A 21,677-nucleotide genomic window follows, 5' to 3' on the forward strand; every position below is an offset into this window, starting at 1 on the left:
CCAACTTTCCCTCCCGGTGCCGCACAGGCCGCGGGCTGATAATCACTCTTGATTGCGAACACTGATGCTCAACTTCAAATCCCTGCGGACTGAATGGGTCACGCTGCTGGCTAGCCTGTACCTGCTGATCGGCTTGAATGTCTTTCTCTGGCAGCACTTGGAACAGGTGGTTCCGCCAGGGCTGGCGGGGCTTTGGCTGGGCCTGGCGTTTGCCGTGCTGATGCTGTTCGCATTCAACCTGATCCTGACGTTGTTTGCCTTCCGGTATGTGTTGAAACCGGTGCTTGTCTTATTGTTCATGAGTGGTGCGGGTGTTGCTTACTTCATGAATCAATATGGGGTGCTTATTGACGCCGGTATGTTCCGTAATATCGCCGAAACCAATGTAACGGAAGTGCGCGACTTACTCTCGCTGAAGTTTGCTTTGTATATGCTGGGGTTGGGTGTCTTGCCGTCGGTGTTGCTGTGGAAAGCCCCGATCGCTTACCGCGCCTGGCACCGCGAACTGCTGGGCAAACTGGTGGTGAGCGGCGCTTGCGTGGTGGCCCTTGGGTCGGTGGCACTGATCAATTATCAGGGGTTGTCTTCGCTGTTTCGCAATCACCATGAACTGCGCCTGATGCTCACCCCGAGCAATATCGTGGGGGCCTCCATTGGTTATGTCAGCGAGCGCGTCGGTACTGCGGCCAGGCCCTTCCAGCTTTATGGCACAGATGCTCACCGTGATGCCGCCTGGCAGCACCATGAGCGCAAGTCGTTGACGGTGCTGGTGGTTGGTGAAAGTGCACGGGCTGACCATTTCGGCGTGCTCGGCTATGACCGGGACACCACCCCCAACCTGGCCAAGGAGCAGGGCCTGCTGGCGTTTTCCGATGTGCATTCCTGCGGTACTGAAACCGCCGTTTCGGTGCCCTGCATGTTCTCGGGCATGCCGCGCAAGGACTACGACGCTCGCGTGGCGAAAAACCGTGAAGGGCTGCTCGATATCCTGCAGCGGGCAGGCCTGGCCGTGCAGTGGCGCGACAACCAGTCGGGCTGCAAGGGCACCTGTGATCGGGTGCAGTTCATCGATGTCAGCAACCTCACCGACCCGGCACTGTGCGCTAACGGCGAATGCCACGACGAGATCCTGTTGCAGGGCCTGGGCGAGCTGATCGACACCCTCGACAAGGACACCGTGCTGGTGCTGCACCAGATGGGCAGCCACGGCCCCGAGTACTTCAAGCGCTACCCCAACGCCAGCGAGCGCTTCACCCCAGTGTGCCAGAGCAATGCGCTGAACCAGTGCAGCGAGCAGGACATCATCAACGGCTACGACAACACCTTGGCCTACACCGACAAGGTGCTGGCGTCCCTGATCGACACGTTGCGCAGTAAACAGGACAAGGTCGACACGGCGATGATCTACCTGTCCGACCACGGTGAGTCGCTGGGCGAGTACAACCTGTTCCTGCACGGCACCCCTTACGCCATTGCCCCGGAGCAACAGAAGCACGTGCCACTGCTGACCTGGTTCTCCGACAGCTACAAAGAGGACTTTGGCCTGGACACCGACTGCCTGGCCAGGCTCAGCGATGCCCCGCTGTCCCAGGACAACCTGTTCCACTCCATGCTCGGCCTGTTGCAGGTGCGCACCGAGGTGTACCAGCAATCGCTGGACATGTTCGCCAGCTGCCGGCCTTGGCTGGCAGCCAAGCACTGATCGCCAATGGCCTGCAGCAGCACCGTTTATCTATTCCAGGGATGGCGCAGGTTTCACCCGCAGTGCCCGCGCCGTATATACTGCGCGCCAATGTTAGTGGGAGAGCCTCGTGGCCATCGAAATACACTGGATCCGTGACGACCAGACCCTGGCCGAACTCTGCCGAAGCTGGCGCGAACTGCCCTTCGTAGCGCTCGACACCGAATTCATGCGGGTAGACACCTTCTACCCCAAAGCGGGGCTGATCCAGATCGGCGACGGTCAACGTGCCTTTCTGATCGACCCGCTGCTGATCAAGGACTGGCAGCCCTTGGCCGATCTGCTCGAAGACAGCGGTGTGGTCAAGGTGCTGCACGCTTGCAGCGAAGACCTCGAAGTGTTGCTGCGCCTGACTGGCAAGTTGCCTCAGCCACTGTTCGACACGCAGTTGGCCGCCGGTTACCTGAACCTGGGCTTCTCCATGGGCTACTCGCGCCTGGTTCAGGACGTGCTGGGGCTCGAGTTGCCCAAGGGGGAAACCCGCTCCGACTGGTTGCAGCGCCCGCTTTCCGAAACCCAGATCAGCTACGCCGCCGAAGATGCCGTGCACCTGGCCGAGCTGTTCATCGCCCTGCGTCCGCGTCTGTCCGACGACAAGTACGCGTGGGTGCTGGAGGACGGCGCTGAACTGGTTGCCCAGTTGCGCCGCGAAGTCGTGCCCGAGAGCCTGTACCGCGACGTCAAGCTGGCCTGGAAGCTTGCGCCCCAGCAGTTGGCGGTGTTGCGCGAGCTGTGCGCCTGGCGCGAGCGCGAGGCACGCAACCGTGATGTGCCGCGCAACCGCATTCTCAAGGAGCACTCGCTGTGGCCGATGGCCAAGTCCCAGCCGTCCAACCTGTCGGCGCTGGCCAAGATCGACGAGATGCACCCGCGCACCATCCGCCAGGACGGTGAATGCCTCGTCCAGCTGATCAAGCGTGCTGCCAGCCTGCCCGCCGATCAGTGGCCGCAGGTTCTGCCCGAGCCGCTGCCGATCGAAGCGGCCGGCATCATCAAGCAGCTGCGCGCCATTGGCCAGGCCGAAGGTGAGCGTCTGGGCATTGCCCCAGAGCTGATGCTGCGCAAGAAGACCCTGGAAGCGCTGCTCAAGAGCGGCTACCCCAATGGCCCCTATCAACTGCCCGATTCGCTGCGCGGCTGGCGTCGCGAGCGCATGGGCCAGGCCCTGCTGGACAACCTGGCAGGTGCCGGAGAGACCCAATGAAACGTATCTGCTCAATCTACAAGAGCCCCCGCAAGAACGAAATGTACCTGTATGTGCTCAAGGCCGAAGGCCTGGAGCGCGTGCCCGAGGCCCTGCTGCCGTACTTCGGCACCCCGGTGCATGCCTTCGACCTGGTGCTGAGCCCCGAGCGCAAGCTGGCGCGCGAGGACATCGTCAAGGTGCTGGAAAACCTCGACAACCAGGGCTATCACCTGCAGATGCCGCCGGTCGAAGACGAGTACATCGAGCACCTGCCCGAAGAGCTGCTGCGCCGTAACGACCCGGTCTGACCCAGGCCAGGTTCCCTTCTTTCGCCAAGTGGCCCGTGTGTCGGGCCGCTTTCGTTGTCTGCCAAGGTTGTCTTCACGATGCGCGTTCTGATCGCCGAACAGGATCATGCCAATTACGCCCAGCTGTTGGGCCAGGCGGCCCCTGACCTGGAAATCCTGACCAGCAGTGACTCTGCCGAGCTGGCGCTCCAGGCGCCGCAGTGCTCGGTGTGGCTGGGCCAGCCTGACTTGCTGGCGAGCCTGCTGCGCCAGGGCCACACGCCAGCCTGGATGCAGTCGACCTGGGCGGGCATCACGCCGCTGCTGGCCGACGGTTTGCCACGGGATTACCGCCTGACGCGTGCGGTCGGCATTTTTGGCCAGGTGATGGCGGAGTACGTGCTCACCTACCTGCTTGGCCACGAGCGCGAAGTGCTGTCGCGCCTGGTGAGCCAGGTCGAGCGGCGCTGGGACGACCGCCCTGGCGGGACGCTGGAGGGGCGCCAGGTGTTGATCGTCGGCACCGGCGATATCGGCCAGCGCGTGGCTGAGTTTCTCCAGCCATTTGGCGTCACCCTGTACGGTATCGCCAGCAGCGCCCGTGCGCAGGCGCCGTTCGTTGAGGTGGCCGGGCTGGCTGACCTACCGCGCAGGGTCGAACAGGCGGATTACGTGATCAACCTGCTGCCGGACACGCCCGCTACCCATGATCTGTACGATGCGGCGCTGTTCCAGCGCTTCAAGCCCACGGCGTTGTTCATCAATGCCGGGCGTGGGGTGGCGGTGGTCGATGGCGACTTGGTCGAAGCACTCAAGCAAGGCCATTTGGCGGGCGCGGTGATCGATGTGTGCCGCCAGGAGCCGCTGCCCCAGCGTCATCCGTTCTGGACTGCCTGGGGGCTGCTGCTGACCGGGCACAGCTCGGCGCCCACCTCGCCGGCGGCGATGGTGCGGTTGTTTGTCGAGAATGTGCGGGCGTATGAGGCGGGGCAGGGGTTGCGTGGGGAAGTGGACTTCACCCGGGGTTATTGATTTGTAGTGTCTGTACTGGCCTCTTCGCGGGGCAAGCCCGCTCCCACTGGTACATCGCAGGGTTCAGAACTGCAGGGCGGTTGTGGGAGCAACTGTCTTCTTGTGGAAGCTGGCCTTGCCGGCGATGGGGCGCGTAGCGCCCCAGGCCCGGCTGTGCCGGGCATCGCCAGCAAGGCTTGCTCCTACGAATGAGCTATTTGCTCCTTCCAGGGCGTTCCGGTCTTGAGCATCGCATTTAGCCTCACTATCAATACTCGCATACACGCCACCACCGATACTTTCGCGCACTTCCCCTGGGCTCGCAGTGCTTTGTAGCGCTCGCAGAAGTCCTTGTTGTGCCGTATCACCACCCAGCAGGCCATATAGAGCGCCCGCCTGACTTGTGAGCGCCCCCCCCAGATTGAACGCTTGCCCGACTGCTTGCCGCTGTCCTGGTTGAACGGCGCAACACCGACCAAGGCGGCAATTTCCTTCTTATCCACCTGGCCCAGCTCTGGCAGCAAGGCCATCAGCTTTCCGGCAGTAATCAGACCAATTCCTTTGACTTGAGTGAGCTGTTTAACCCGGTCATCAGGCAAAGCTGCTGCCTGCTGTGCGATCTCTTGTTCCAGCGCTCGAATTTCACCCTTCAGATAGGCGATGTGTTGTTCCAACCGCAAACAAACACTGGGAGCCCGCGCCTGCTTCAGGCGCCGCTTGTCATCGTCGCGCTGTTGGACGAAGCGATCCCGCTGCATAAGCAGTTCGCGCAGCAAAGCCCGCTCGGGTGTCATCACCTGGCAAGGCCGTGGGGGCATAACTTCAGCCAGGTGAGCCAAAACAGCTGCGTCAATGGGATCGGTCTTGGCGCGTTTACCCATCGACTTGGCAAAGTCCCGGGCACGACTGGGATTGATCCGGCAAACCGGAAAATCGGCATCCTGCAGCGCTTTGAGGACATTGCACTCGTAGCCACCGGTAGCTTCGAGCAAGACCATTGAAATTGCATACCCGCCAAGCTTTTCGACGAGCAGTTGGAATCCCTTCAAGTCATTGGAAACACTGAAGTTCACCCCCTCAGGACGGATGTGAACAGCAAGTGTGGCACTGGAAACATCGATGCCGACAGAGGAAGACATGGCCAAACCCTCTTAAACTCAAGGAGTGAGAGCGCTTTGGCTTGGCCCACGCTTGTGATTCGAGATTACGCCCCTCATCCAACTGTTCGGGCTCTCGCCAAAGTGGAACGGTGAATGGCAGCTTTTGCTCCCACACGTGCTCTGGGCACCTCGGGCTATCAGCTTGCCATTCACCGCTCTCACTTCAGATTCTATTCCCTCTCCAAGACACAAGCGGGCTTGCCCCGCGAAGAGGCCAGTACAGCCAACAAAAATGCTTACAGGCTAAAATCACCCTCAGCCGCCAGCTCGCTCAGCGGCCGGCGCGGGCTCGGCACTTCACGCGCTTGCAACGCCTCGGCCAAGGTCGCCTTGTCGCCCAGTTTGCCGATCGCCACCATGGCATGCAGCTCGTAGCCCTCCGGCACCTTCAGTTCGCTGCGCGCCAGTGCCTTGTCGAAACCGGCCATGCCGTGGGTGTGCCAGCCGCTGATGCTGGCCTGCAGGGCCAAATGCCCCCAGGCGGAACCGGTGTCGAAGGTGTGCCACAGGGCCGGGCTTTCTTCGGCGGCGCCAGGCGCTGCGAAGGTGGTCTTGGAGATGATCAGCACCAACGCCGACGCCTGTTGCGCCCAGCTGCGGTTGAACGGCACCAGCAGGTTCAGGTAACGCTCCCAGTTCGGCGTATCGCGGCGGGCATAAAGGAAGCGCCAAGGCTGCGAGTTGTACGCCGAAGGCGCCCAGCGCGCGGCTTCCAGGAAGCTCAGCAGGGTCTCTTCGCTGATCGGCTCGGCAGTGAAGGCGCGGGGCGACCAGCGGTTGATGAACTGCTCGTTGATCGCGTAATCGGCAATACGGGGGGTGGCGCTCATGGCTGCTCCTGCAAGAGGATGGGGAAAACCGCACGCTACTGCGTCCCGTCGTCACTGACAAGCGGTCTGGCTTTGCCGAAGGCCAGGCTCTAGACTGGCGCCGCCGCGCGCCGCCCACTGAAGATGAATGCAGGAAACCCGTGTGATGATCGCTGACAGCGCGCCGTTCTGGCGGCGCAAGACCCTTGAACAACTCAACCCGCAAGAGTGGGAATCGCTCTGTGACGGTTGCGGTTTGTGCTGCCTGCAAAAGCTTGAGGACGAGGACGACAACAGCATCTATTACACGCGCATTGCCTGCAAATTGCTGGACCTCAACACCTGCCAGTGCAGCGACTATCCCAACCGCTTCGCTCACGTGCCCGACTGCATCCAGCTCACCCCGGGCAAGGCCGACCAGTTCAAGTGGCTGCCAAGCACCTGCGGTTACCGCCTGGTCAGCGAAGGCAAGGATTTGCCTGACTGGCACCACTTGATCTGCGGTGATCGCCAGCAGGTCCATGAACAGCGCATTTCCCAGTCAGGGCGTATGCTCAGTGAGCATGATGTCGACGAAGACGACTGGGAAGACCACCTGATCTTTCGCGCCAGCTGACCGGCGCGCCCCGTCGCTTCTGGGAAACAAGGAGTTTCTGAATGCGTTGCCAGCTGTTGTTGCTTTTGAGCCTGGTGGCCTGTTCACCGGCCTGGGCGAAGAACGTCGACCTGGACTATCACGTGCGCCTGCTGCCCGCCAGTGGCCAGGCCGAAGTACGCCTGACCCTGGCTGAAGGCAGCAGCGTTCGCAGCTTGGACTTCGACCTGGGCAAGGGCGGCACCTACAGTGGCTTCCAGGCTGACGGCCAATGGCAGGTTGTAGGCAAGGGCGAGCGTGGTGTGTGGCACCCCGCGCCCGGCAAGACCAGCCTCAGCTACCGTGTGCAGTTGGACCAGAAGCTGCGCAGTGGCGCCTACTCATCGCGCATCACGCCCCATTGGGCCTTGTTCCTGGGCGATCAGTTGGTGCCGCCTGCGCACCTCGATCAACAGGACGGTACCGAGCTGGTGGCGCGCCTGTGGTTCGACCTGCCCGAAGGCTGGAAGAGCATCGAAACGTCCTGGCCACGTATCGGCAAGGACAAATTCCGCATCGACAACGTCTCGCGCCTATTCGACCGCCCCACCGGCTGGATGTTGGCCGGTGATCTGGGTAGCCGCCGCGCGCGCCTGGGCGAAACCGAGGTCACTGTCGCCGCGCCGGTCGGGCAGGGTATGCGCCGCATGGACAGCCTGACCCTGCTGACTTTTGTCTGGCCGCAATTGCAGGCGGTGTTCCCACGTAACCCTCCGAAACTGCTGTTGGTCGGCGCCCGTGACGGCATGTGGCGCGGGGCGATGGCGGCGCAGGGTTCGCTGTACATGCACAGCGCACGGCCGATGATCAGCGAAAGTGGCAGCAGCCCGTTGTTGCGCGAACTGGTGCAACTGTTTGCGCAGATTCACGGGCGCGAGGGCAGTGACTGGCTTGTCGAGAGCCTGACCGACTACTACGCCAGCGAGCTGCTGCGCCGGGCGGGCGGGGTGAGCGATGACCGCTACCAGGCTTGGCAGGCGCGCTTGAGCAAGCAGGGCGCCAAGGTCACCCAGCTCAAGGGCGAGCAGGCCAGCCCGGCGCAAGTTGCCCGTGGCGTGTTGCTGTTGCAGGCGCTGGACAAGGAGATCCGCATCCACACCCAGGCCAAGCGTTCGCTGGATGATGTGGCGCGGGCGCTGATGCGCTTGCCGAGTGTGAGCACCGAAGAGTTCGTGCAGATCAGCGAGAGTGTGCTGGGGCGCCGGTCCGAGGTGTTGCAGAGCAAGGCGTTGCGCTAGAGATCGGTGTCACCTGTGCCGGCCTCTTCGCGGGGCAAGCCCGCTCCCACAGTCGCTTCACTAGTCCTGGGGCAGTCCGGTCCTGTGGGGGCGGGCTTGCCCGCGAAGAGGCCGGCACAGGCAAAACACCTCAAAGGCCAGTCAGCGGATCCTTCCCCGTCACCGTCACCCCTCGGGTAGCCGCCTTGGCACTCGCCTTCAACGCCTGCAACTGCGCAGCACTCTGTTCGATGTCCGCGCGCAACCGGTTGTATTCCTGACGATGGCGCTGCCACCAGGCCTTGGTCGAGCAATGCCCGCTGACCCCGCGCGCAACCGCCAGGCCGCCCACCACCATCTGCAACAGCCCGACCAGGCCACCATGACGCAGCCCCTTGCTGAACATCAGTGCCCCGCCGGCCAGCGAGCCGACCCTTTCCAGACCCTGAACATTGTGCTCCGGCGATGCCGCAGCGGTATGGATATCGAGCATGGCAAGCCCTCCGTATCAAGTGTAAGCAGCTGACCGCAGGTCGCTTGCAGCCGTTCACTCACTGTGCCGAATGGTTGCCAGGCGCCCAGCCAAGCATTGCCATTCAGTGCCAGAAATGTCATGTCTGGACAAATATTTGTCCGGTTTGGCAATGCAGCCTGCCGGGGTGTTTAATCTCACCTAAAAACCCATGAATCCCTTTAAATACGGGCGATTCAGAGTTTAAGCCGCTCGTCCAAAATGCTGTAGACACATTGTCTAACAGTGCCCTATAGTCGTTATACAAATAGTAGACACAGCGCTATGACAACAAAAAAGGCCGCCATGAAAGCCACCGTTCAACCCATCAGCGAAGAAGCGCCGCAGGACCGCAAGGCCGTCCTCGCCGAAGCGCTGCGCCGCCGGATCCTCAGCATGGAGCTGGCCCCAGGCGCTGTGGTGGACGAGTTGGCCCTGTGCGATGAGTTCGGCCTGTCGCGCCCACCGGTACGTGAGCTGCTGCGCCAGATTGCTGCCGAAGGCTATATCGAGCTTGAGGCCAACCGCGCGCCACGGGTTGCCGCGATGAACCACGATTCGCTGCACAGCTTCTTCGTCGCCGCGCCGCTTATCTATATTGCCACCACCCAGTTGGCCGCCACCTACGCCAGCGCTGCGGAAATCGAGGCGCTCAAGGCTATCCAGGCACAGTTCCGCCAAGCCATCGAAGACCGCGACGTGGAAAACCGGGTCGTCCACAACGATGCCTTCCACCTGGAAATCGGCAAGATGGCGCACAACGACTACCTGATGCCGAGCCTGCGCCGTCTGCTCATCGACCATGCCCGCCTGGGCAAGATTTTTTATCGCCACCCGACCACCGATGACATGCAGCAGGACCTTGAAACCGCCTGCGATCAGCACGACCAGATGATCGATGCCATCGAACGCCGCGACCCAGAGCGTGCCGGGCAACTGGTGCGCGAACACTTCGAGCTGTCACGTCGACGCATGGCCGAGTACGCCGCACCTCAAGGGCTGGATGTGCCGATACAGCTATGAGTTCTCCAGGTCATCGCCGCTGGCGCTGATCGCTCGTCAACAACAAGATCCAGGTTAGTGACATGACAAGAATAAGTTCGTTACCTGCCGATGATGCCACCTGTGGTTGGTATCACCTGAGTACACCGCGCACGCCACGGCCGGCCCACAGTGGCCACAGCCAGGCGCGCTGGGTGGTGGTCGGCGCCGGCTTCACCGGGCTGGCCGCTGCGCGTCAGCTGGCAACGAACTTTCCGCATGACGAAATCGTGCTGGTCGAGGCGCAGGAGGTCGGTTTCGGCACCTCCGGGCGCAACGCCGGTTTTGCCATCGACCTGCCCCATGACATCGGCGCCGAGGACTATATCGGCGACATCGATACCGCCAAGACCGTGCTCAAGCTCAACCTGGGCGGGCAGTCGTACCTCAAGCAGCTGATCGAGCGCCATGGCATCGAGTGCCAGTTCCGTCACTGCGGCAAATACCAGGCAGCTGTCGAGGATCGCGGCATTGCCGTGCTCGATGCCTACCGTCGAGGCTTGGACAAGCTCGGCCAGCCCTATGAAGTGATCGAAGGTCGCGACCTGCCCGAGCACATCGGCACGCACTTCTACCGCAAGGGCTTGTTCACGCCGGGTACTGCTTTGCTGCAGCCCTCGGCACTGGTCAAAGGCCTGGCCGACAGCCTGCCGAGCAACGTCTCACTGTACGAAAATACGCCGATCACTGACGTCGAGTACGGTGCCAAAGTGGTGCTGCGCCACGCCAAGGGTTCGATCACGGCCGATAAGCTGGTGCTCACCACCAATGCCTTCGGCATGAGCTTCGGCTTCCTCAAGGGCCGCATGCTGCCCGTGTTCACCTATGGCAGCATCACCCGCCCGTTGACCGAAGACGAACAGGCACGCCTGGGTGGCAAACCGTACTGGGGGGTGATCCCCGCCGACCCATTTGGTACCACCTTGCGGCGCACCGTCGACAACCGCCTGCTGGTGCGCAACAGCTTCAGCTACAACCCGGACGGGCGCAGCAACCGCAAGTACCTGGATCGCTTCGTTCAACGCCACCGCGAATCGTTTGCCCGGCGCTTCCCGATGTTGCCCGACGTGAACTTCGAATACACCTGGGGCGGTGCCCTGGCGTTGTCGCGCAATCACATGGGGTTCTTCGGCCAGTTGGCGCCCAATGTGTTCGGCGCACTGTGCTGTAACGGCCTGGGTGTTACCCGTGGCACGGTCACCGGGCAGTTGCTGGCCGACTGGCTCGCTGGCGACAAGAACGAACTTATCGAGTTTCTGCTCAATGCTCCCGGGCCTTGTGCGAACCCTCCGCAGCCCTTGGTATCCCTGGGCTTGAACGCCAACTTGATGTGGGGGCAATTGCGCGCGGGCAAAGAAAGCTGATCGTTTTGTAAGTTAGGCCATTGCATATTTGACGTCGGGCGGATTTGCCCGGCACGGGCGCGCTTTGCCCAAAATTGATGTTTGAGATGTGAAGTCCGATGACCGGGGCTGAAGGCTATTTTCAGTTTCGCGGACACGCTCGCCTTGAAAACGTACATGCAGATGAAGTGGTAGGAACAACAATGACAAGTCCGAATATTTCGATTGAAGATGTACCGATCAACCGTTTTCACCAGTTGCTGACCCTGCGCTCTGGTGGCGGCTCGTTCGTCGATGGCTATGTGTTGAGCATCATCGGCGTGGCAATGGTGCAAATGTCCGCAGGCCTGAGCCTGGACAGTTTCTGGCAGGGCATGATCGCCGCTTCGGCGCTGATTGGCATTTTCTTCGGCGGCTTTTTCGGCGGTTGGCTGACCGACCGCTTTGGTCGCAAGCGTGTGTTCTTCGTAGGCCCGACCCTGTTCATCCTGTCTTCAATTGCCCAGTTCTGGGTGGAGTCGGCGCTGGCCTTGTTCCTGTTGCGTTTTGCCATCGGCATCGCGGTGGGCATCGAGTACCCGGTGGCCACCTCGCTGCTGGTGGAGTTCCTGCCCAAGAAGCACCGCGGCCCGCGCCTGGCCACCCTGACGGTGCTGTGGTTTGCCGGCGCCGCTACCGCCTACATGGTGGGGGAGGCGATCCTGCGCCACGGTGGCGATGATGCCTGGCGCCTGGTATTGGCCAGTGCGGCGGTGATCGGCGCGCTGCTGTTCGCCATTCGCCTGGGTACCCCAGAGTCGCCGCGCTGGCTGATCAGCAAGGGCCGCTTGGCCGAGGCCGAGCAGGTGATCAAGCGGGTCTATGGCACGGGTTTCTCGCTGCGCAACCTGCCGGAAGAACCCAAGGCCCGCAAGCTGTCGTTTTTCAGCCTGCTGCACTCCGGCTACGGCAAGCGCATGCTGTTCGTCACCCTGTTCTGGACCTGCTCGGTGATCCCGGTGTTCGCCGTGTACGCCTTTGCCCCGAAGGTGCTGGGTGCGCTTAACCTGAAGGGCGACTGGGCGTCGATTGGTTCGGTCGCCATCACCTTCCTGTTCGTGGTCGGTTGCTTGATCGGCACTCGCCTGCTCAACACCCTTGGCCGGCGCACCACGCTGCTGCACAGCTTCTTCTGGTCGGGGCTGGCGCTTCTGGGCCTGGCGGCGTTCAGCCATGGCAACGAGATGCTCATCCTGGTGCTGTTCGGTGCCTATGCCGTGTTCATCGGCGGTGCCCAGGTATTGCAGTTGGTCTACCCCAACGAGTTGTTCCCCACCGAAATCCGTGCCGGCGCCGTGGGCGTGGGCACCTCCATGTCGCGGGTCGGTGCCGCTGTCGGTACCTGGCTGGTACCCATCGCCCTCGACAACTATGGCATCGGCGCAACCATGTATGCCGCCGCCGCCGTCACCTTTGTCGGCCTGGCCATCTCCGTGGCCCTGGCCCCGGAAACCCGTTCACTGAACCTGCAGCAAGCGGCTTCGCTGAGCTGAACCATTTGAAACGCCGCCGCAGCGTCGATCCGCTGTGGCCACTACAACCTTGATCAACGCACTGGAGAACCTACCGTGAAATTCGAAGGCATCTACACCCCGGCAATCACTCCGCTGGCTGCGGACGGCTCGATCGACAAGGCGGCGTTCGCCGAAGTCCTCGAATACCTGGTCGAATCGAACATCCATGGCGTGATCATCGGTGGCTCCACCGGCGAGTACTACGCCCACACCGCGCAAGAGCGCATCGAGCTGGCGGCACAGGCCAAGGACGTACTCAATGGCCGCCTGCCGCTGATCATCGGCACCGGCGCGATCCGCACCGAAGATTCCGTGGCCTTCGCCAAGCACGCCAAGGAAATCCAGGCCGATGCGTTGTTGGTGGGGACGCCGCCGTACGCGCTGCCGACCCAACAGGAAATCGCCCTGCACGTCAAAGCGGTCGACGCCGCCGCCGGCCTGCCGATCATGCTCTACAACTACCCAGGCCGCATGAGCGTGAGCATGGGCGAAGAATTCTTCGACGCCGTGGCGGATGTGAAAAACATCGTCGCCATCAAGGAGAGCTCTGGCGACATGGCCCAGCTGCACCGTCTGGCCATCCAGCGCCCGAACATCCAGCTGTCGTGCGGCTGGGACGACCAGGCCCTGGAGTTCTTCGCCTGGGGCGCCCAGAGCTGGGTCTGCGCCGGTTCCAATTTCATCCCGCGTGAGCACGTTGCCCTGTTCGAAGCCTGCGTGATCGAGAAGGACTTCGCCAAAGGCCGCCGCATCATGGGCGCCATGATGCCGCTGATGGACTTCCTCGAAGGTGGCAAATTCGTCCAGTCGATCAAGTACGGCTGCGCGCTGAACGGCCTGAGCACCGGTGGCGTGCGCAAGCCGCTGTACGACTTGGATGCTGCCCAGAAGCAGGAACTCGAGCGCGTAGTCACTGATCTCAAGCGCAACATCGCCCAGATCACCGGAGGTGCCTGAACATGGCCCAATTGCTGAGCAAGGCACAGTACGCGGCCATCGCCGCCGACCTGCAACTGCGTAACCAGGCGTTCATCGACGGTGAGTTTCGCGATGCCGTCTCCGGCCGCACGTTCGTCACCACCAACCCGGCCACCGGCAAGCAGCTGGCCGAAGTCGCCGCCTGCGATGTGCAGGATGTCGACATTGCTGTGGCAGCGGCCAAGCGCGTGTTCGAAGACGGATCCTGGTCAAAACTGCAACCCGGTGAGCGCAAGCACATTCTGCTGAAGTTCGCCCAATTGCTGGAGGACAACAGCCACGAGCTGGCGGTGCTGGAAGCGCTGGACAGCGGCAAGCCGGTTAGCGAATGCCAGAACGTCGACGTGCCGGAAACCATCCACACGATCCGCTGGCACGCCGAGCTGATCGACAAGATCTACGACGCCACTGCCCCGACCGGCAACGCGGCCGTGACCATGGTGGTGCGTGAAGCCATCGGTGTGGTCGGCCTGGTGCTGCCGTGGAACTTCCCGCTGCTGATGCTGGCCTGGAAGATTGCCCCATCGCTGGCCGCCGGTTGCTCGATCGTGGTCAAGCCCGCCAAGGAAACCACCCTCAGCGCCCTGCGGGTGGCCGAGCTGGCCCACCAGGCAGGCGTACCGGCAGGTGTGTTCAACCTGGTGCCAGGTGGTGGCCGGGAGGTGGGCGAGGCCATCGGCCGCCACATGGACATCCCGATGGTCAGCTTCACAGGCTCCACCGACACCGGTCGGTTGTTCCTGAAATACGCGGCCGAGTCCAACCTCAAGCGCATCGTCCTGGAGCTGGGTGGCAAGAACCCGGCCGTGGTCATGAACGACTGCGAGGACCTGGACGAAGTGGCCCAGTTCGTCACCGCCGGTGCGTTCTGGAACATGGGCGAAAACTGCTCGGCGTCCTCGCGCCTGATCGTGCACAAGGACGTCAAGGACGAGCTGCTGACGCTGATCGGCAAGCACCTCAAGGAGTGGAAGCTGGGCGACCCACTCGACCCGGAAAACCGCCTGGGCGCGATGGTCAGCAAGTCGCACTTCGAGAAAGTGAAGTCCTACCTGGAGTATGCCGCCGATCAGAAGCTCAACGTGGTGCAGGGCGGTGAGACCGAGCAGGGCGTGTTCGTGCAGCCGACGATCGTCGATGGCGTGCCCCGGGACAACAAGCTGTTCGTCGAGGAAATCTTCGGGCCGGTGCTGAGCGTGACCAGCTTCGAGACCATCGACGAAGCGATCGAGCTGGCCAACGACACCATTTACGGCCTGGCCGCCTCGGCCTACACCGGCAGCTTGCGCAACGCTTTGCGCCTGTCGCGTGAAATTCGTGCGGGTGTGGTGACGGTCAACTGCTTTGGTGAGGGCGATGCGTCCACGCCCTTTGGCGGCTACAAAGAGTCTGGCTTTGGTGGGCGCGACAAGTCCATATGGGCTCATGACCAGTACACGGAGCTGAAAACCATCTGGATCAACGCTTCGTGAGCTGATTGCGGGACGGTGCTGTTCTGGGGATGCCTGTACCGGCCTCTTCGCGGGGCAAGCCCGCTCCCACAGGGTCCCCATTGCCCTTGAGCACTGTGAGGTACCTGTGGGAGCGGGCTTGCCCCGCGAAGAGGCCGGTACAGGCATCACTCAGGCGTTTTTTTGTTACTTGAACTTGGGCCCCGACCGGGTATTCAGCCCTTTGGCCATCCGGTCATACAGCACCACATTCACCGTCGCCGCCAGGTTCATGCAGCCCTGGGTCGGGATGTAGATGGTCTCTTCACACCACCCCCTTACATCGGCATCCAGGCTGCCATCTTCGGGCCCGAAGATGTAGATGGCCCGATCAGGGTGGGTGTACTCGGGCAGCGGCCGTGCGCCGTCGACCAGCTCCACCGCCACGGGCGTGCAGCCCAGTGGGATGATGCGTTGCAGGTCGTCGATGCCGATCAGCGGGATGTCGTAGTGCACACGTTTGGTGTCGGTGACGAAGTCGCGGGCGCGCTCATACCGTTTGCCGGTGTAAAACACCGAGTTGACGCCATAGCAACCCGCTGCGCGCATCACCGAGCCGACGTTTTCCGCCGACTTGGGGTTGAACAGGCCGATGCAGCTGTATCGTTTGTTTGCCACGTACCGGGGCCCTTCGCGAAAAAAGCGCGATTATACGGGCTCGCCGGCCACAGCGGGGGCTATGTCGATGGTCAGTCTTTTTTCAGCAGGCCAGCCAGCCCGGCAAACGGGTTGTGGGTGGCCTTGGCGATGCTCGGGGTGCTGGTCGAGCCTTCACTGAAATACTGCTGGTCGGTGTAGCGCGAGTGCTCGTTGTCGTGGCAATACAGGCACAGCAACTCCCAGTTCGAACCGTCCTGCGGGTTGTTGTCGTGGTTGTGGTCACGGTGGTGCACGGTCAGCTCGCTCAGGCGCTTGCCGGCAAACTCGCGGGCGCAGCGGCCACACACGTGCGGGTACATCTTCAGGGCCTTGTCGCGGTAGCCCATCTCTTTGTCGCGCTTGGCGTCGGCAAGGATGCGGTCGAGGCGCGCGGTGGCGGCGGAGGTAGAGGCCGAGCTCATGGTGTTTCCTTTGTTCTGATCAGGCAAATGACGGTTATGCCACTGAGTCTAGCGCGCTTGCAGGCCAGGCGGACAGGCGAAAGCTTTGATTTAGGCGTAGCCTGTAAGAAGGTTCCCGACAGGAGGTTGCTGATGTTGCATGCGATCCTCACCGCGTTGCTCCTGGCTGGCCTGCCCATGGCCGAAGCCGCCAGCACGCCACCCCGGCTCAACACCCCCGTGCCCGGTGCGCCCGGCACGCCGACGCCTACGCCCTATCCGCAGATCACCCCGAGTACACCGCCCAAGGCCTATGACAGCCAGCCGGGCGCACCGCTGCTGCCGCCGATGCCGGTGCCTGGGCCGCCGAAGGACCAGCCGTTGCCGGGTTTGCGGCCAGAGCCGCCGAAGGTGCCGGTGGAGGAGGACTGACCTGCTGTTGTGTCGGCTGTGACAAGTGGGGGCACAAAGCGCCCCCAGCATTCGTCAGATCACACCCAGCTCACCAAACACGAAGGCATACTCCAGCGCCACATCCTTGAGCCCCTGGTACCGCCCACTCATGCCGCCGTGCCCAGCGCCCATTTCTGTCTTGAGCAGCAGCAGGTTGTCATCGGTCTTGCGTGTGCGCAGGCGAGCGACCCACTTGGCGGCCTCCCAATACTGCACGCGGCTGTCGTTGTAGCCGGCCACCACCAGCATGGCCGGGTAAGCCTGGGCCTTGATGTTCTCGTACGGGGCGTAGGCCTTGATGCGCTCATACACCTCGGGCTCTGCCGGGTTGCCCCATTCGTCGTACTCGGTGACGGTCAGCGGCAGTTCCGGGTCGAGCATGGTGTTGAGCACGTCGACAAACGGCACTTCGGCAATCGCGCAGCGGAACAGCTCGGGGCGCAAGTTGAGCACCGCCCCCATCAGCAACCCGCCAGCGCTGCCGCCGCTGATGGCCAGGCGCTCAGGCGTGGTCACGCCTTCGGCGATCAGGTGCTCGGCACAGGCAATGAAGTCGGTGAAACTGTTTTGCTTGTGCGCCTGCTTGCCGGCCCGGTACCAGGCCTCACCCAGCTCGCCGCCACCGCGCACGTGGGCAATGGCGAAGGCCACGCCGCGTTGCAGCAGGCTCAGGCGGGCATGCGAGAACCACGGGTCGAGGCTTTCGCCATAGGCGCCGTAGCCATACAGGTACAGCGGCATGGTCTTGCCCAGGTCTTCGCGGCGGCGCACCAGGCTGATCGGTACCTGGGTGCCGTCCTGGGCGGTAGCCCACAGGCGCTGGCTGACATAGTCGTCGGCATCGAACGCACCCAGCACCGGGGTTTGCTTGAGCACCGCCTGCGCCCCCGTGGCCAGCTCCAGCTGGCGCACCTGGGCCGGTCGGTTGAGCGCTTCGTAGCGCAGGCGCACGCGGGTGCTGGCGAACTCCAGGCTGTCCTGCACGTACAGGCTGTAGGCGGCATCCGGCAATTCGACACGGTAGGCCGGCAGGCCCTGCGGGCGTACTTCGATGATTGGCAGGCCGCCTTCGCGCAGGCTCAAGGTCAGGGCGCTTGCGTTGAGGCTGAGGCCTTCGAGCATGACCTTGTCGCTGTGCGGTACCAGCAGCTGCCAGCGATCACGCGTCGGCACGCGCTCGGCCGGGGCGTGGTAAAGGGCGAAGTTGATGCCGTCCTGGTTACTGCGGACAAACCAGTGCCATTGGCCATCGAGCTGGCCGTGGTCGGGGAAGTACTCATGGTCTTCAACCCGTGGCGCCAGGCAGGTGAACGGCAGTTGTGGCGTTTCGGCATCGAGTACCCAGGCTTCGCTGGTGGTCTTGCTGTTGAGCAACAGTACCAACTGGCGTTCGGAGCTGGTGCGGTAGCAGTGCAGGAAGAAGCGGCCATCGGGCTCTTCGAACACGGTGGGCGCGTCGCTGCCACCCAAGGTGTGGCGACGCAGGCGCCAAGGGCGTTGGGTGTCATCGAGTTCGGCGAAGAACAGCGTCTGGCTGTCATTGGCCCAGGTCAGGCTGCCGTCGCAGTCCTCGAAGGGCAGGGCGGTGACGCTGTCGTCGCCCAGGTCTTTGACGTACAGGGTGTAGACCTCGTCGCCGCTGGTGTCGAGGCTGTAGGCCAGCAGGCGATGGTCGGGGCTGACGTTGAACGCACCCAGCGACAGGAAACCGCCGTTGGCCAGTGCGTTGGGGTCGAGCAGCAGCTGTTCGCGGCTTTCATCCACCGTGTTGGAGTCGTCGGCCGGGCGTGGGCAGCGGTAGTGGCGTGGGTACTCGTCGCCGGCAGTGGTGCGGGTGTAATACAGGTACGGGCCCCAGGGCGAGGGCAGCGACAGGTCGGTTTCCAGGATGCGGCCTTTGATCTCCTCGAACAGCGTTTCGCGCAGGGGCGCCTGGTCGGCCAGGCAGGCCTCCTGGTAGCTGTTTTCGGCCTGCAGGTATTCGAGCACCTCGGGCGTGTCACGCTGTTGCAGCCAGGCGTAGGGGTCGGCGGCTTGGTCTGCGCGGGCGATAGGGGGGTGGGGCTTGGTGGGCATCGGGGGTCCTTGGCTGAGGGCTTGCGGTGCCTGTTAAGGCCTCTTCGCGGGCAAGCCCGCTCCCACAGGCGTTGCGCTGACCGGTGGGAGCGGGCTTGCCCGCGAAGAGGCCTTAACAGGGAAGCGCTGTCTGCGCCCTGAAAAGTGTTTATCATAGGCAACTCTTTGCCTGGCTTGCACGAACACCATGACCGAGAACGACTATACCCTCGCCTGGGGCCTTTACGCCTTAGCCGCCCTGGGCTGCCTGTTGGTGGGCTTCAAGCTTACCGGCTGGATGTGGCGCTGGCTGCGCGAACCGCTGCGGGTGATCCTGGCGGTGCTGCTGCTGACCCCGACCATCGTCGACCCGGTCAAGGACAGCTTTGCGCCGGCCATCGCCATCACCGCCCTGGACGTGGCCTTCAAGGTCGGCAACAACGCCTGGCGCGCGGTGTCCGATTTTGCCATGTACGGCATGATCGCCTTTGGCCTCTATTTCATTTTCGTCCTGTTGCGCTGGCCGCTGGAAAAGCGTGCCCGCGAGCGTCGCGAGCAGGCTGAAGCCGCCGCCAAGCGCCAGGCCGCCGAAGATGACGACGTCCGGGGCGGCGCCCCGTTGGTGGCCGAGCGCCGCGACCGTTACCGCAACGATCCCCCTGCCGCGCCTGCCGGCGGCGGTCGGGTCGAGCCTCGCCTGTAATCGGAGACACGCGCATGTGCGAACTGCTGGGCATGAGTGCCAACGTCCCCACCGACATCGTTTTCAGCTTCACCGGCCTGATGCAGCGTGGCGGCCGCACCGGCCCGCACCGTGATGGCTGGGGCATCGGCTTCTATGAAGGCCGCGGCCTGCGCCTGTTCCAGGACCCGGCGGCGAGCAGCGAGTCGGAAGTGGCTAACCTGGTACAGCGTTACCCAATCAAGAGCGAAGTGGTCATCGGCCACATTCGCCAGGCCAACGTCGGCAAGGTGTGCCTGTCCAACACCCACCCGTTTGTCCGCGAGATGTGGGGCCGCAACTGGTGCTTTGCGCACAACGGGCAGTTGGGCGACTTCAAGGGTGAAGCCACCTTCTACCGACCGGTGGGCGATACCGACAGCGAGGCGGCCTTCTGCGACCTGCTCAACCGCATCCGTGCGGCCTTCCCCGAGCCGGTCGCAGTGGAACAGCTGTTGCCGGTGCTGGTCGAAGCCTGTGCCGGTTACCGTGGCAAGGGCGTGTTCAATTGCATGCTCAGCGACGGCGACTGGCTGTTCTGCTTCTGCTCGACCAAGTTGGTGCACATTACCCGCCGCGCCCCTTTTGGCGCGGCACGCTTAAAGGATGTCGACCTGATCGTCGATTTTCACACCGAAACGACCCCCAATGACGTAGTCACGGTGATTGCCACCGAGGCCCTGACCGAGAACGAGACCTGGCAGCGTTATGCACCGGGTCAGTGGGCCTTGTGGCGGCACGGAGAGTGCGTTTCGCAAGGCCAGAGCTAAGGACGCTGCATGTTCAGAAGTTACCTGCGATTGCTGTTGTTTACCTTCGGCCTGCTGGCCGGTATCCAGGTTCCGGGGCTGGTCAAGGACTACAGCCAGCGGGTCGAGGCGCACCTGTTCGAATCGCGCCAGGCGCTCGATGGCTTCACGCAGACGGCCGAGCGGTTCTTCAATGGCGACCTGCAGGCCTTGCTGCGGCATTACCGCAGCAGCGATGACCCCGTGTTCAACAGTGATGCCAACAGCATCGAAAGCCTGATGATCCGCAACGAACTGCTGGAAAAGGAATGGCAGGCGCTGCAAGGGTCGTGGGTAAACCGCACCTGGCATGTGCTGGTGCAGCCGGACCCGCAAATGCGTGAAGAAACGCTCAAGGGTTACAGCTACCAGATTCTGCTGGTGCCGGAGGCGATTGGCTGGGGCATTGGCGCCGGCTTTGTGCTGGCCTTTGTGGTCGAGAGCCTGTTGCTTGCGCTTGGCTGGGTGATCATGGGCGGGCGACGCCGGGTGGTGAAGGAAAGCTGGCGCTGAGTTAGGTAGCGCCTGTGCGGGCCTCTTCGCGGGGCAAGCGCGCTCCCACAGAAATGCCCACTGCCCACTGCCCACCGCCCACCGCTCACTGCCCACAGGTTGCCCACTGCCCTCAGGTCCAGTGGGCAACCTGTGGGAGCGGGCTTGCCCCGCGAAGAGGCCGGTAAAGGCAGCGATAATCCCTCAGACCAGCACAATCCGCTGCCCACCCACATCTCGCGCATACTGCTCCAGCACCTGCCGGCACACCCCGACCACCTCATCCACCAATGCCACCCCGGTCTGCCAGGCCACCACCAGCTCCAGGCTCGGCGGTGGTTGCAGCCCTTCCAGCAGCACCAGCTCCCCCAGGCCCAGCTCCGCATCCACCAGCGCCGGTGGCAGTGCACCAATCGCAAAGCCGTCGCGCAGTAGCCGGGTAATCGCCGCCACCGAGTTCACGCAGTTCAACCGCGGGGTTTCCACCCCAGCACTGTGCAACAGGCTGAGCACCTCCTGATGCGGCCGCGAGTTCTTCGAAAAGGTCACGATGCGCTCGCGCCCGAGCTCCGCCAGCGAGGCGTAGTCCCGGTGCTGGAGCGAGCCTGCGGCCACGATCCAGCCCATCGGGTAACGCGCCAGGTCCAGGCTGCGGATCGACTGTTCGCGCAGCAGGTCGGTCTGCAGGATCACGTCGAGAAAACCTTTTTGCAGCTGCTCACGCAGGTTCAGCGCGGTATCGGCCACCAGTTCGATCTCTACCTGCGGGTAGCGCTCGGTCAAGGCCGCCACCAACGCACTCATCCAGGTATGGATCACCGTGTCCATCACCCCAATACGGATGCGCCCGACCTTGGCCCGGTCGCTGTCCAGCGACTGCTTCATAGCCTTGGCGGTGTCGAGCATGCGTTCGGCGTATTCCAGCACCTTGCTGCCCTCCGGGGTCAGGCTGACACCGCGAGAGTCACGCAACAGCAGCTTGACGCCCAGGTCTGCCTCCAGCGCAGCGATGCGGCTGGAGACAGACGCCTGGGTGGTGAACAGTTTTTCCGCCGTCAGGCGGAAGCTCTTGAGCCGAGCGACCCAGACGAAGGTTTCGAGGAAACGTAGGTTCATGATCAGTTTTTCTTGTTCCAGACCGGCGGTTTTTCTCGTTGGACGCAAACG

At 62.9% G+C, this 21,677-nt stretch carries 22 protein-coding genes; 15 read left to right on the plus strand and 7 right to left on the minus strand.

The features are described 5' to 3' along the window. Positions 1-64 precede the first annotated feature (64 nt). The 4 genes from OGV19_RS02730 (at position 65) to OGV19_RS02745 (ending at position 4,246) form a co-directional block, all read left to right on the plus strand. Complete coding sequence (locus tag OGV19_RS02730; RefSeq protein ID WP_264312017.1) at positions 65-1,702, plus strand: phosphoethanolamine transferase; 1,638 nt, start codon at positions 65-67, stop codon at positions 1,700-1,702. 109 nt (positions 1,703-1,811) lie between these two features. Then, positions 1,812-2,945, plus strand: a complete 1,134-nt coding sequence (gene rnd / locus OGV19_RS02735; protein WP_264312018.1) for a ribonuclease D — start codon at positions 1,812-1,814, stop codon at positions 2,943-2,945. Further along, the gene (locus OGV19_RS02740) at positions 2,942-3,235 is read left to right on the plus strand and encodes a YcgL domain-containing protein (protein WP_264312019.1); all 294 of its coding nucleotides are present in this window, start codon (positions 2,942-2,944) and stop codon (positions 3,233-3,235) included. Before rnd ends, OGV19_RS02740 begins: the two co-directional genes overlap by 4 nt. Before the next feature lie 78 nt (positions 3,236-3,313). Then, positions 3,314-4,246, plus strand: coding sequence for a D-2-hydroxyacid dehydrogenase (locus OGV19_RS02745; RefSeq protein ID WP_264312020.1), 933 nt, complete (start codon positions 3,314-3,316; stop codon positions 4,244-4,246). Positions 4,247-4,428: 182 nt separating this feature from the next. On the opposite strand, the gene OGV19_RS02750 is transcribed toward OGV19_RS02745, so the two are convergent. Together OGV19_RS02750 and OGV19_RS02755 are read right to left on the minus strand one after the other, a co-directional pair. Further along, positions 4,429-5,364, minus strand: coding sequence for an IS110 family transposase (locus tag OGV19_RS02750; RefSeq protein ID WP_264312021.1), 936 nt, complete (start codon positions 5,362-5,364; stop codon positions 4,429-4,431). A gap of 257 nt (positions 5,365-5,621) precedes the next feature. After that, positions 5,622-6,215 carry a nitroreductase family protein gene (locus OGV19_RS02755; RefSeq protein WP_264312022.1) on the minus strand — a complete coding sequence of 198 codons (594 nt, stop codon included), beginning with the start codon at positions 6,213-6,215 and terminating at the stop codon, positions 5,622-5,624. A gap of 145 nt (positions 6,216-6,360) precedes the next feature. Here OGV19_RS02755 and OGV19_RS02760 point away from each other — a divergent pair, with 145 nt between their 5' ends. Beyond that, positions 6,361-6,810 (plus strand): YcgN family cysteine cluster protein, encoded by a 450-nt coding sequence (locus OGV19_RS02760; protein ID WP_264312023.1) that lies wholly within the window; start codon positions 6,361-6,363, stop codon positions 6,808-6,810. A gap of 41 nt (positions 6,811-6,851) precedes the next feature. After that, complete coding sequence (locus tag OGV19_RS02765; RefSeq protein WP_264312024.1) at positions 6,852-8,066, plus strand: hypothetical protein; 1,215 nt, start codon at positions 6,852-6,854, stop codon at positions 8,064-8,066. A gap of 130 nt (positions 8,067-8,196) precedes the next feature. On the opposite strand, the gene OGV19_RS02770 is transcribed toward OGV19_RS02765, so the two are convergent. After that, positions 8,197-8,538, minus strand: coding sequence for a DUF2892 domain-containing protein (locus OGV19_RS02770; protein WP_264312025.1), 342 nt, complete (start codon positions 8,536-8,538; stop codon positions 8,197-8,199). A gap of 324 nt (positions 8,539-8,862) precedes the next feature. On the opposite strand from OGV19_RS02770, the gene OGV19_RS02775 reads away from it, so the two are divergent. The 5 genes from OGV19_RS02775 to OGV19_RS02795 all read left to right on the plus strand — a co-directional run bounded on the left by OGV19_RS02775 (position 8,863) and on the right by OGV19_RS02795 (position 14,943). Further along, positions 8,863-9,579 (plus strand): GntR family transcriptional regulator, encoded by a 717-nt coding sequence (locus OGV19_RS02775; RefSeq protein ID WP_264312026.1) that lies wholly within the window; start codon positions 8,863-8,865, stop codon positions 9,577-9,579. Between the two features lie 62 nt (positions 9,580-9,641). Beyond that, entirely contained in the window at positions 9,642-10,961 is a 1,320-nt protein-coding gene (locus tag OGV19_RS02780) for an NAD(P)/FAD-dependent oxidoreductase (protein WP_264312027.1), read from the plus strand. Positions 10,962-11,143: 182 nt separating this feature from the next. Next, positions 11,144-12,472: an MFS transporter gene (locus OGV19_RS02785; RefSeq protein ID WP_264312028.1), complete on the plus strand. Its 1,329-nt coding sequence runs from the start codon at positions 11,144-11,146 to the stop codon at positions 12,470-12,472. Positions 12,473-12,547: 75 nt separating this feature from the next. Beyond that, positions 12,548-13,450, plus strand: a complete 903-nt coding sequence (locus tag OGV19_RS02790) for a dihydrodipicolinate synthase family protein (protein WP_264312029.1) — start codon at positions 12,548-12,550, stop codon at positions 13,448-13,450. A 2-nt stretch (positions 13,451-13,452) separates the two neighbouring features. Next, a complete protein-coding gene (locus OGV19_RS02795; RefSeq protein WP_264312030.1) occupies positions 13,453-14,943 on the plus strand; it encodes an aldehyde dehydrogenase in 1,491 nt (496 codons plus the stop codon). Positions 14,944-15,108: 165 nt separating this feature from the next. On the opposite strand, the gene OGV19_RS02800 is transcribed toward OGV19_RS02795, so the two are convergent. After that, the gene (locus OGV19_RS02800) at positions 15,109-15,579 is read right to left on the minus strand and encodes an RNA methyltransferase (protein ID WP_027594606.1); all 471 of its coding nucleotides are present in this window, start codon (positions 15,577-15,579) and stop codon (positions 15,109-15,111) included. Positions 15,580-15,650: 71 nt separating this feature from the next. Further along, complete coding sequence (locus OGV19_RS02805) at positions 15,651-16,022, minus strand: YajD family HNH nuclease (RefSeq protein WP_027594605.1); 372 nt, start codon at positions 16,020-16,022, stop codon at positions 15,651-15,653. A gap of 132 nt (positions 16,023-16,154) precedes the next feature. Here OGV19_RS02805 and OGV19_RS02810 point away from each other — a divergent pair, with 132 nt between their 5' ends. Next, the gene (locus tag OGV19_RS02810) at positions 16,155-16,433 is read left to right on the plus strand and encodes a hypothetical protein (RefSeq protein WP_264312031.1); all 279 of its coding nucleotides are present in this window, start codon (positions 16,155-16,157) and stop codon (positions 16,431-16,433) included. Between the two features lie 54 nt (positions 16,434-16,487). Here the strand turns inward: OGV19_RS02810 and OGV19_RS02815 are convergent, their stop codons facing one another. After that, positions 16,488-18,530: a S9 family peptidase gene (locus OGV19_RS02815; RefSeq protein ID WP_264312032.1), complete on the minus strand. Its 2,043-nt coding sequence runs from the start codon at positions 18,528-18,530 to the stop codon at positions 16,488-16,490. 187 nt (positions 18,531-18,717) lie between these two features. On the opposite strand from OGV19_RS02815, the gene OGV19_RS02820 reads away from it, so the two are divergent. Genes OGV19_RS02820 through OGV19_RS02830 form a run of 3 tightly spaced genes read left to right on the plus strand, consistent with a single transcriptional unit; the run spans position 18,718 to position 20,531 of the window. Further along, on the plus strand, positions 18,718-19,212 hold the full coding sequence (locus OGV19_RS02820; RefSeq protein WP_264312033.1) for an MFS transporter: 495 nt from the start codon (positions 18,718-18,720) through the stop codon (positions 19,210-19,212). 14 nt (positions 19,213-19,226) lie between these two features. After that, positions 19,227-20,000, plus strand: coding sequence for a class II glutamine amidotransferase (locus OGV19_RS02825; RefSeq protein WP_264312034.1), 774 nt, complete (start codon positions 19,227-19,229; stop codon positions 19,998-20,000). A gap of 9 nt (positions 20,001-20,009) precedes the next feature. Further along, positions 20,010-20,531, plus strand: coding sequence for a DUF2937 family protein (locus tag OGV19_RS02830; protein ID WP_264312035.1), 522 nt, complete (start codon positions 20,010-20,012; stop codon positions 20,529-20,531). A gap of 183 nt (positions 20,532-20,714) precedes the next feature. Here OGV19_RS02830 and OGV19_RS02835 read toward each other — a convergent pair whose 3' ends face one another. Then, the gene (locus tag OGV19_RS02835) at positions 20,715-21,626 is read right to left on the minus strand and encodes a LysR family transcriptional regulator (RefSeq protein ID WP_264312036.1); all 912 of its coding nucleotides are present in this window, start codon (positions 21,624-21,626) and stop codon (positions 20,715-20,717) included. Positions 21,627-21,677 lie beyond the last annotated feature (51 nt).

Source organism: Pseudomonas putida (assembly GCF_025905425.1).
Lineage (GTDB): Bacteria > Pseudomonadota > Gammaproteobacteria > Pseudomonadales > Pseudomonadaceae > Aquipseudomonas > Aquipseudomonas putida_AF.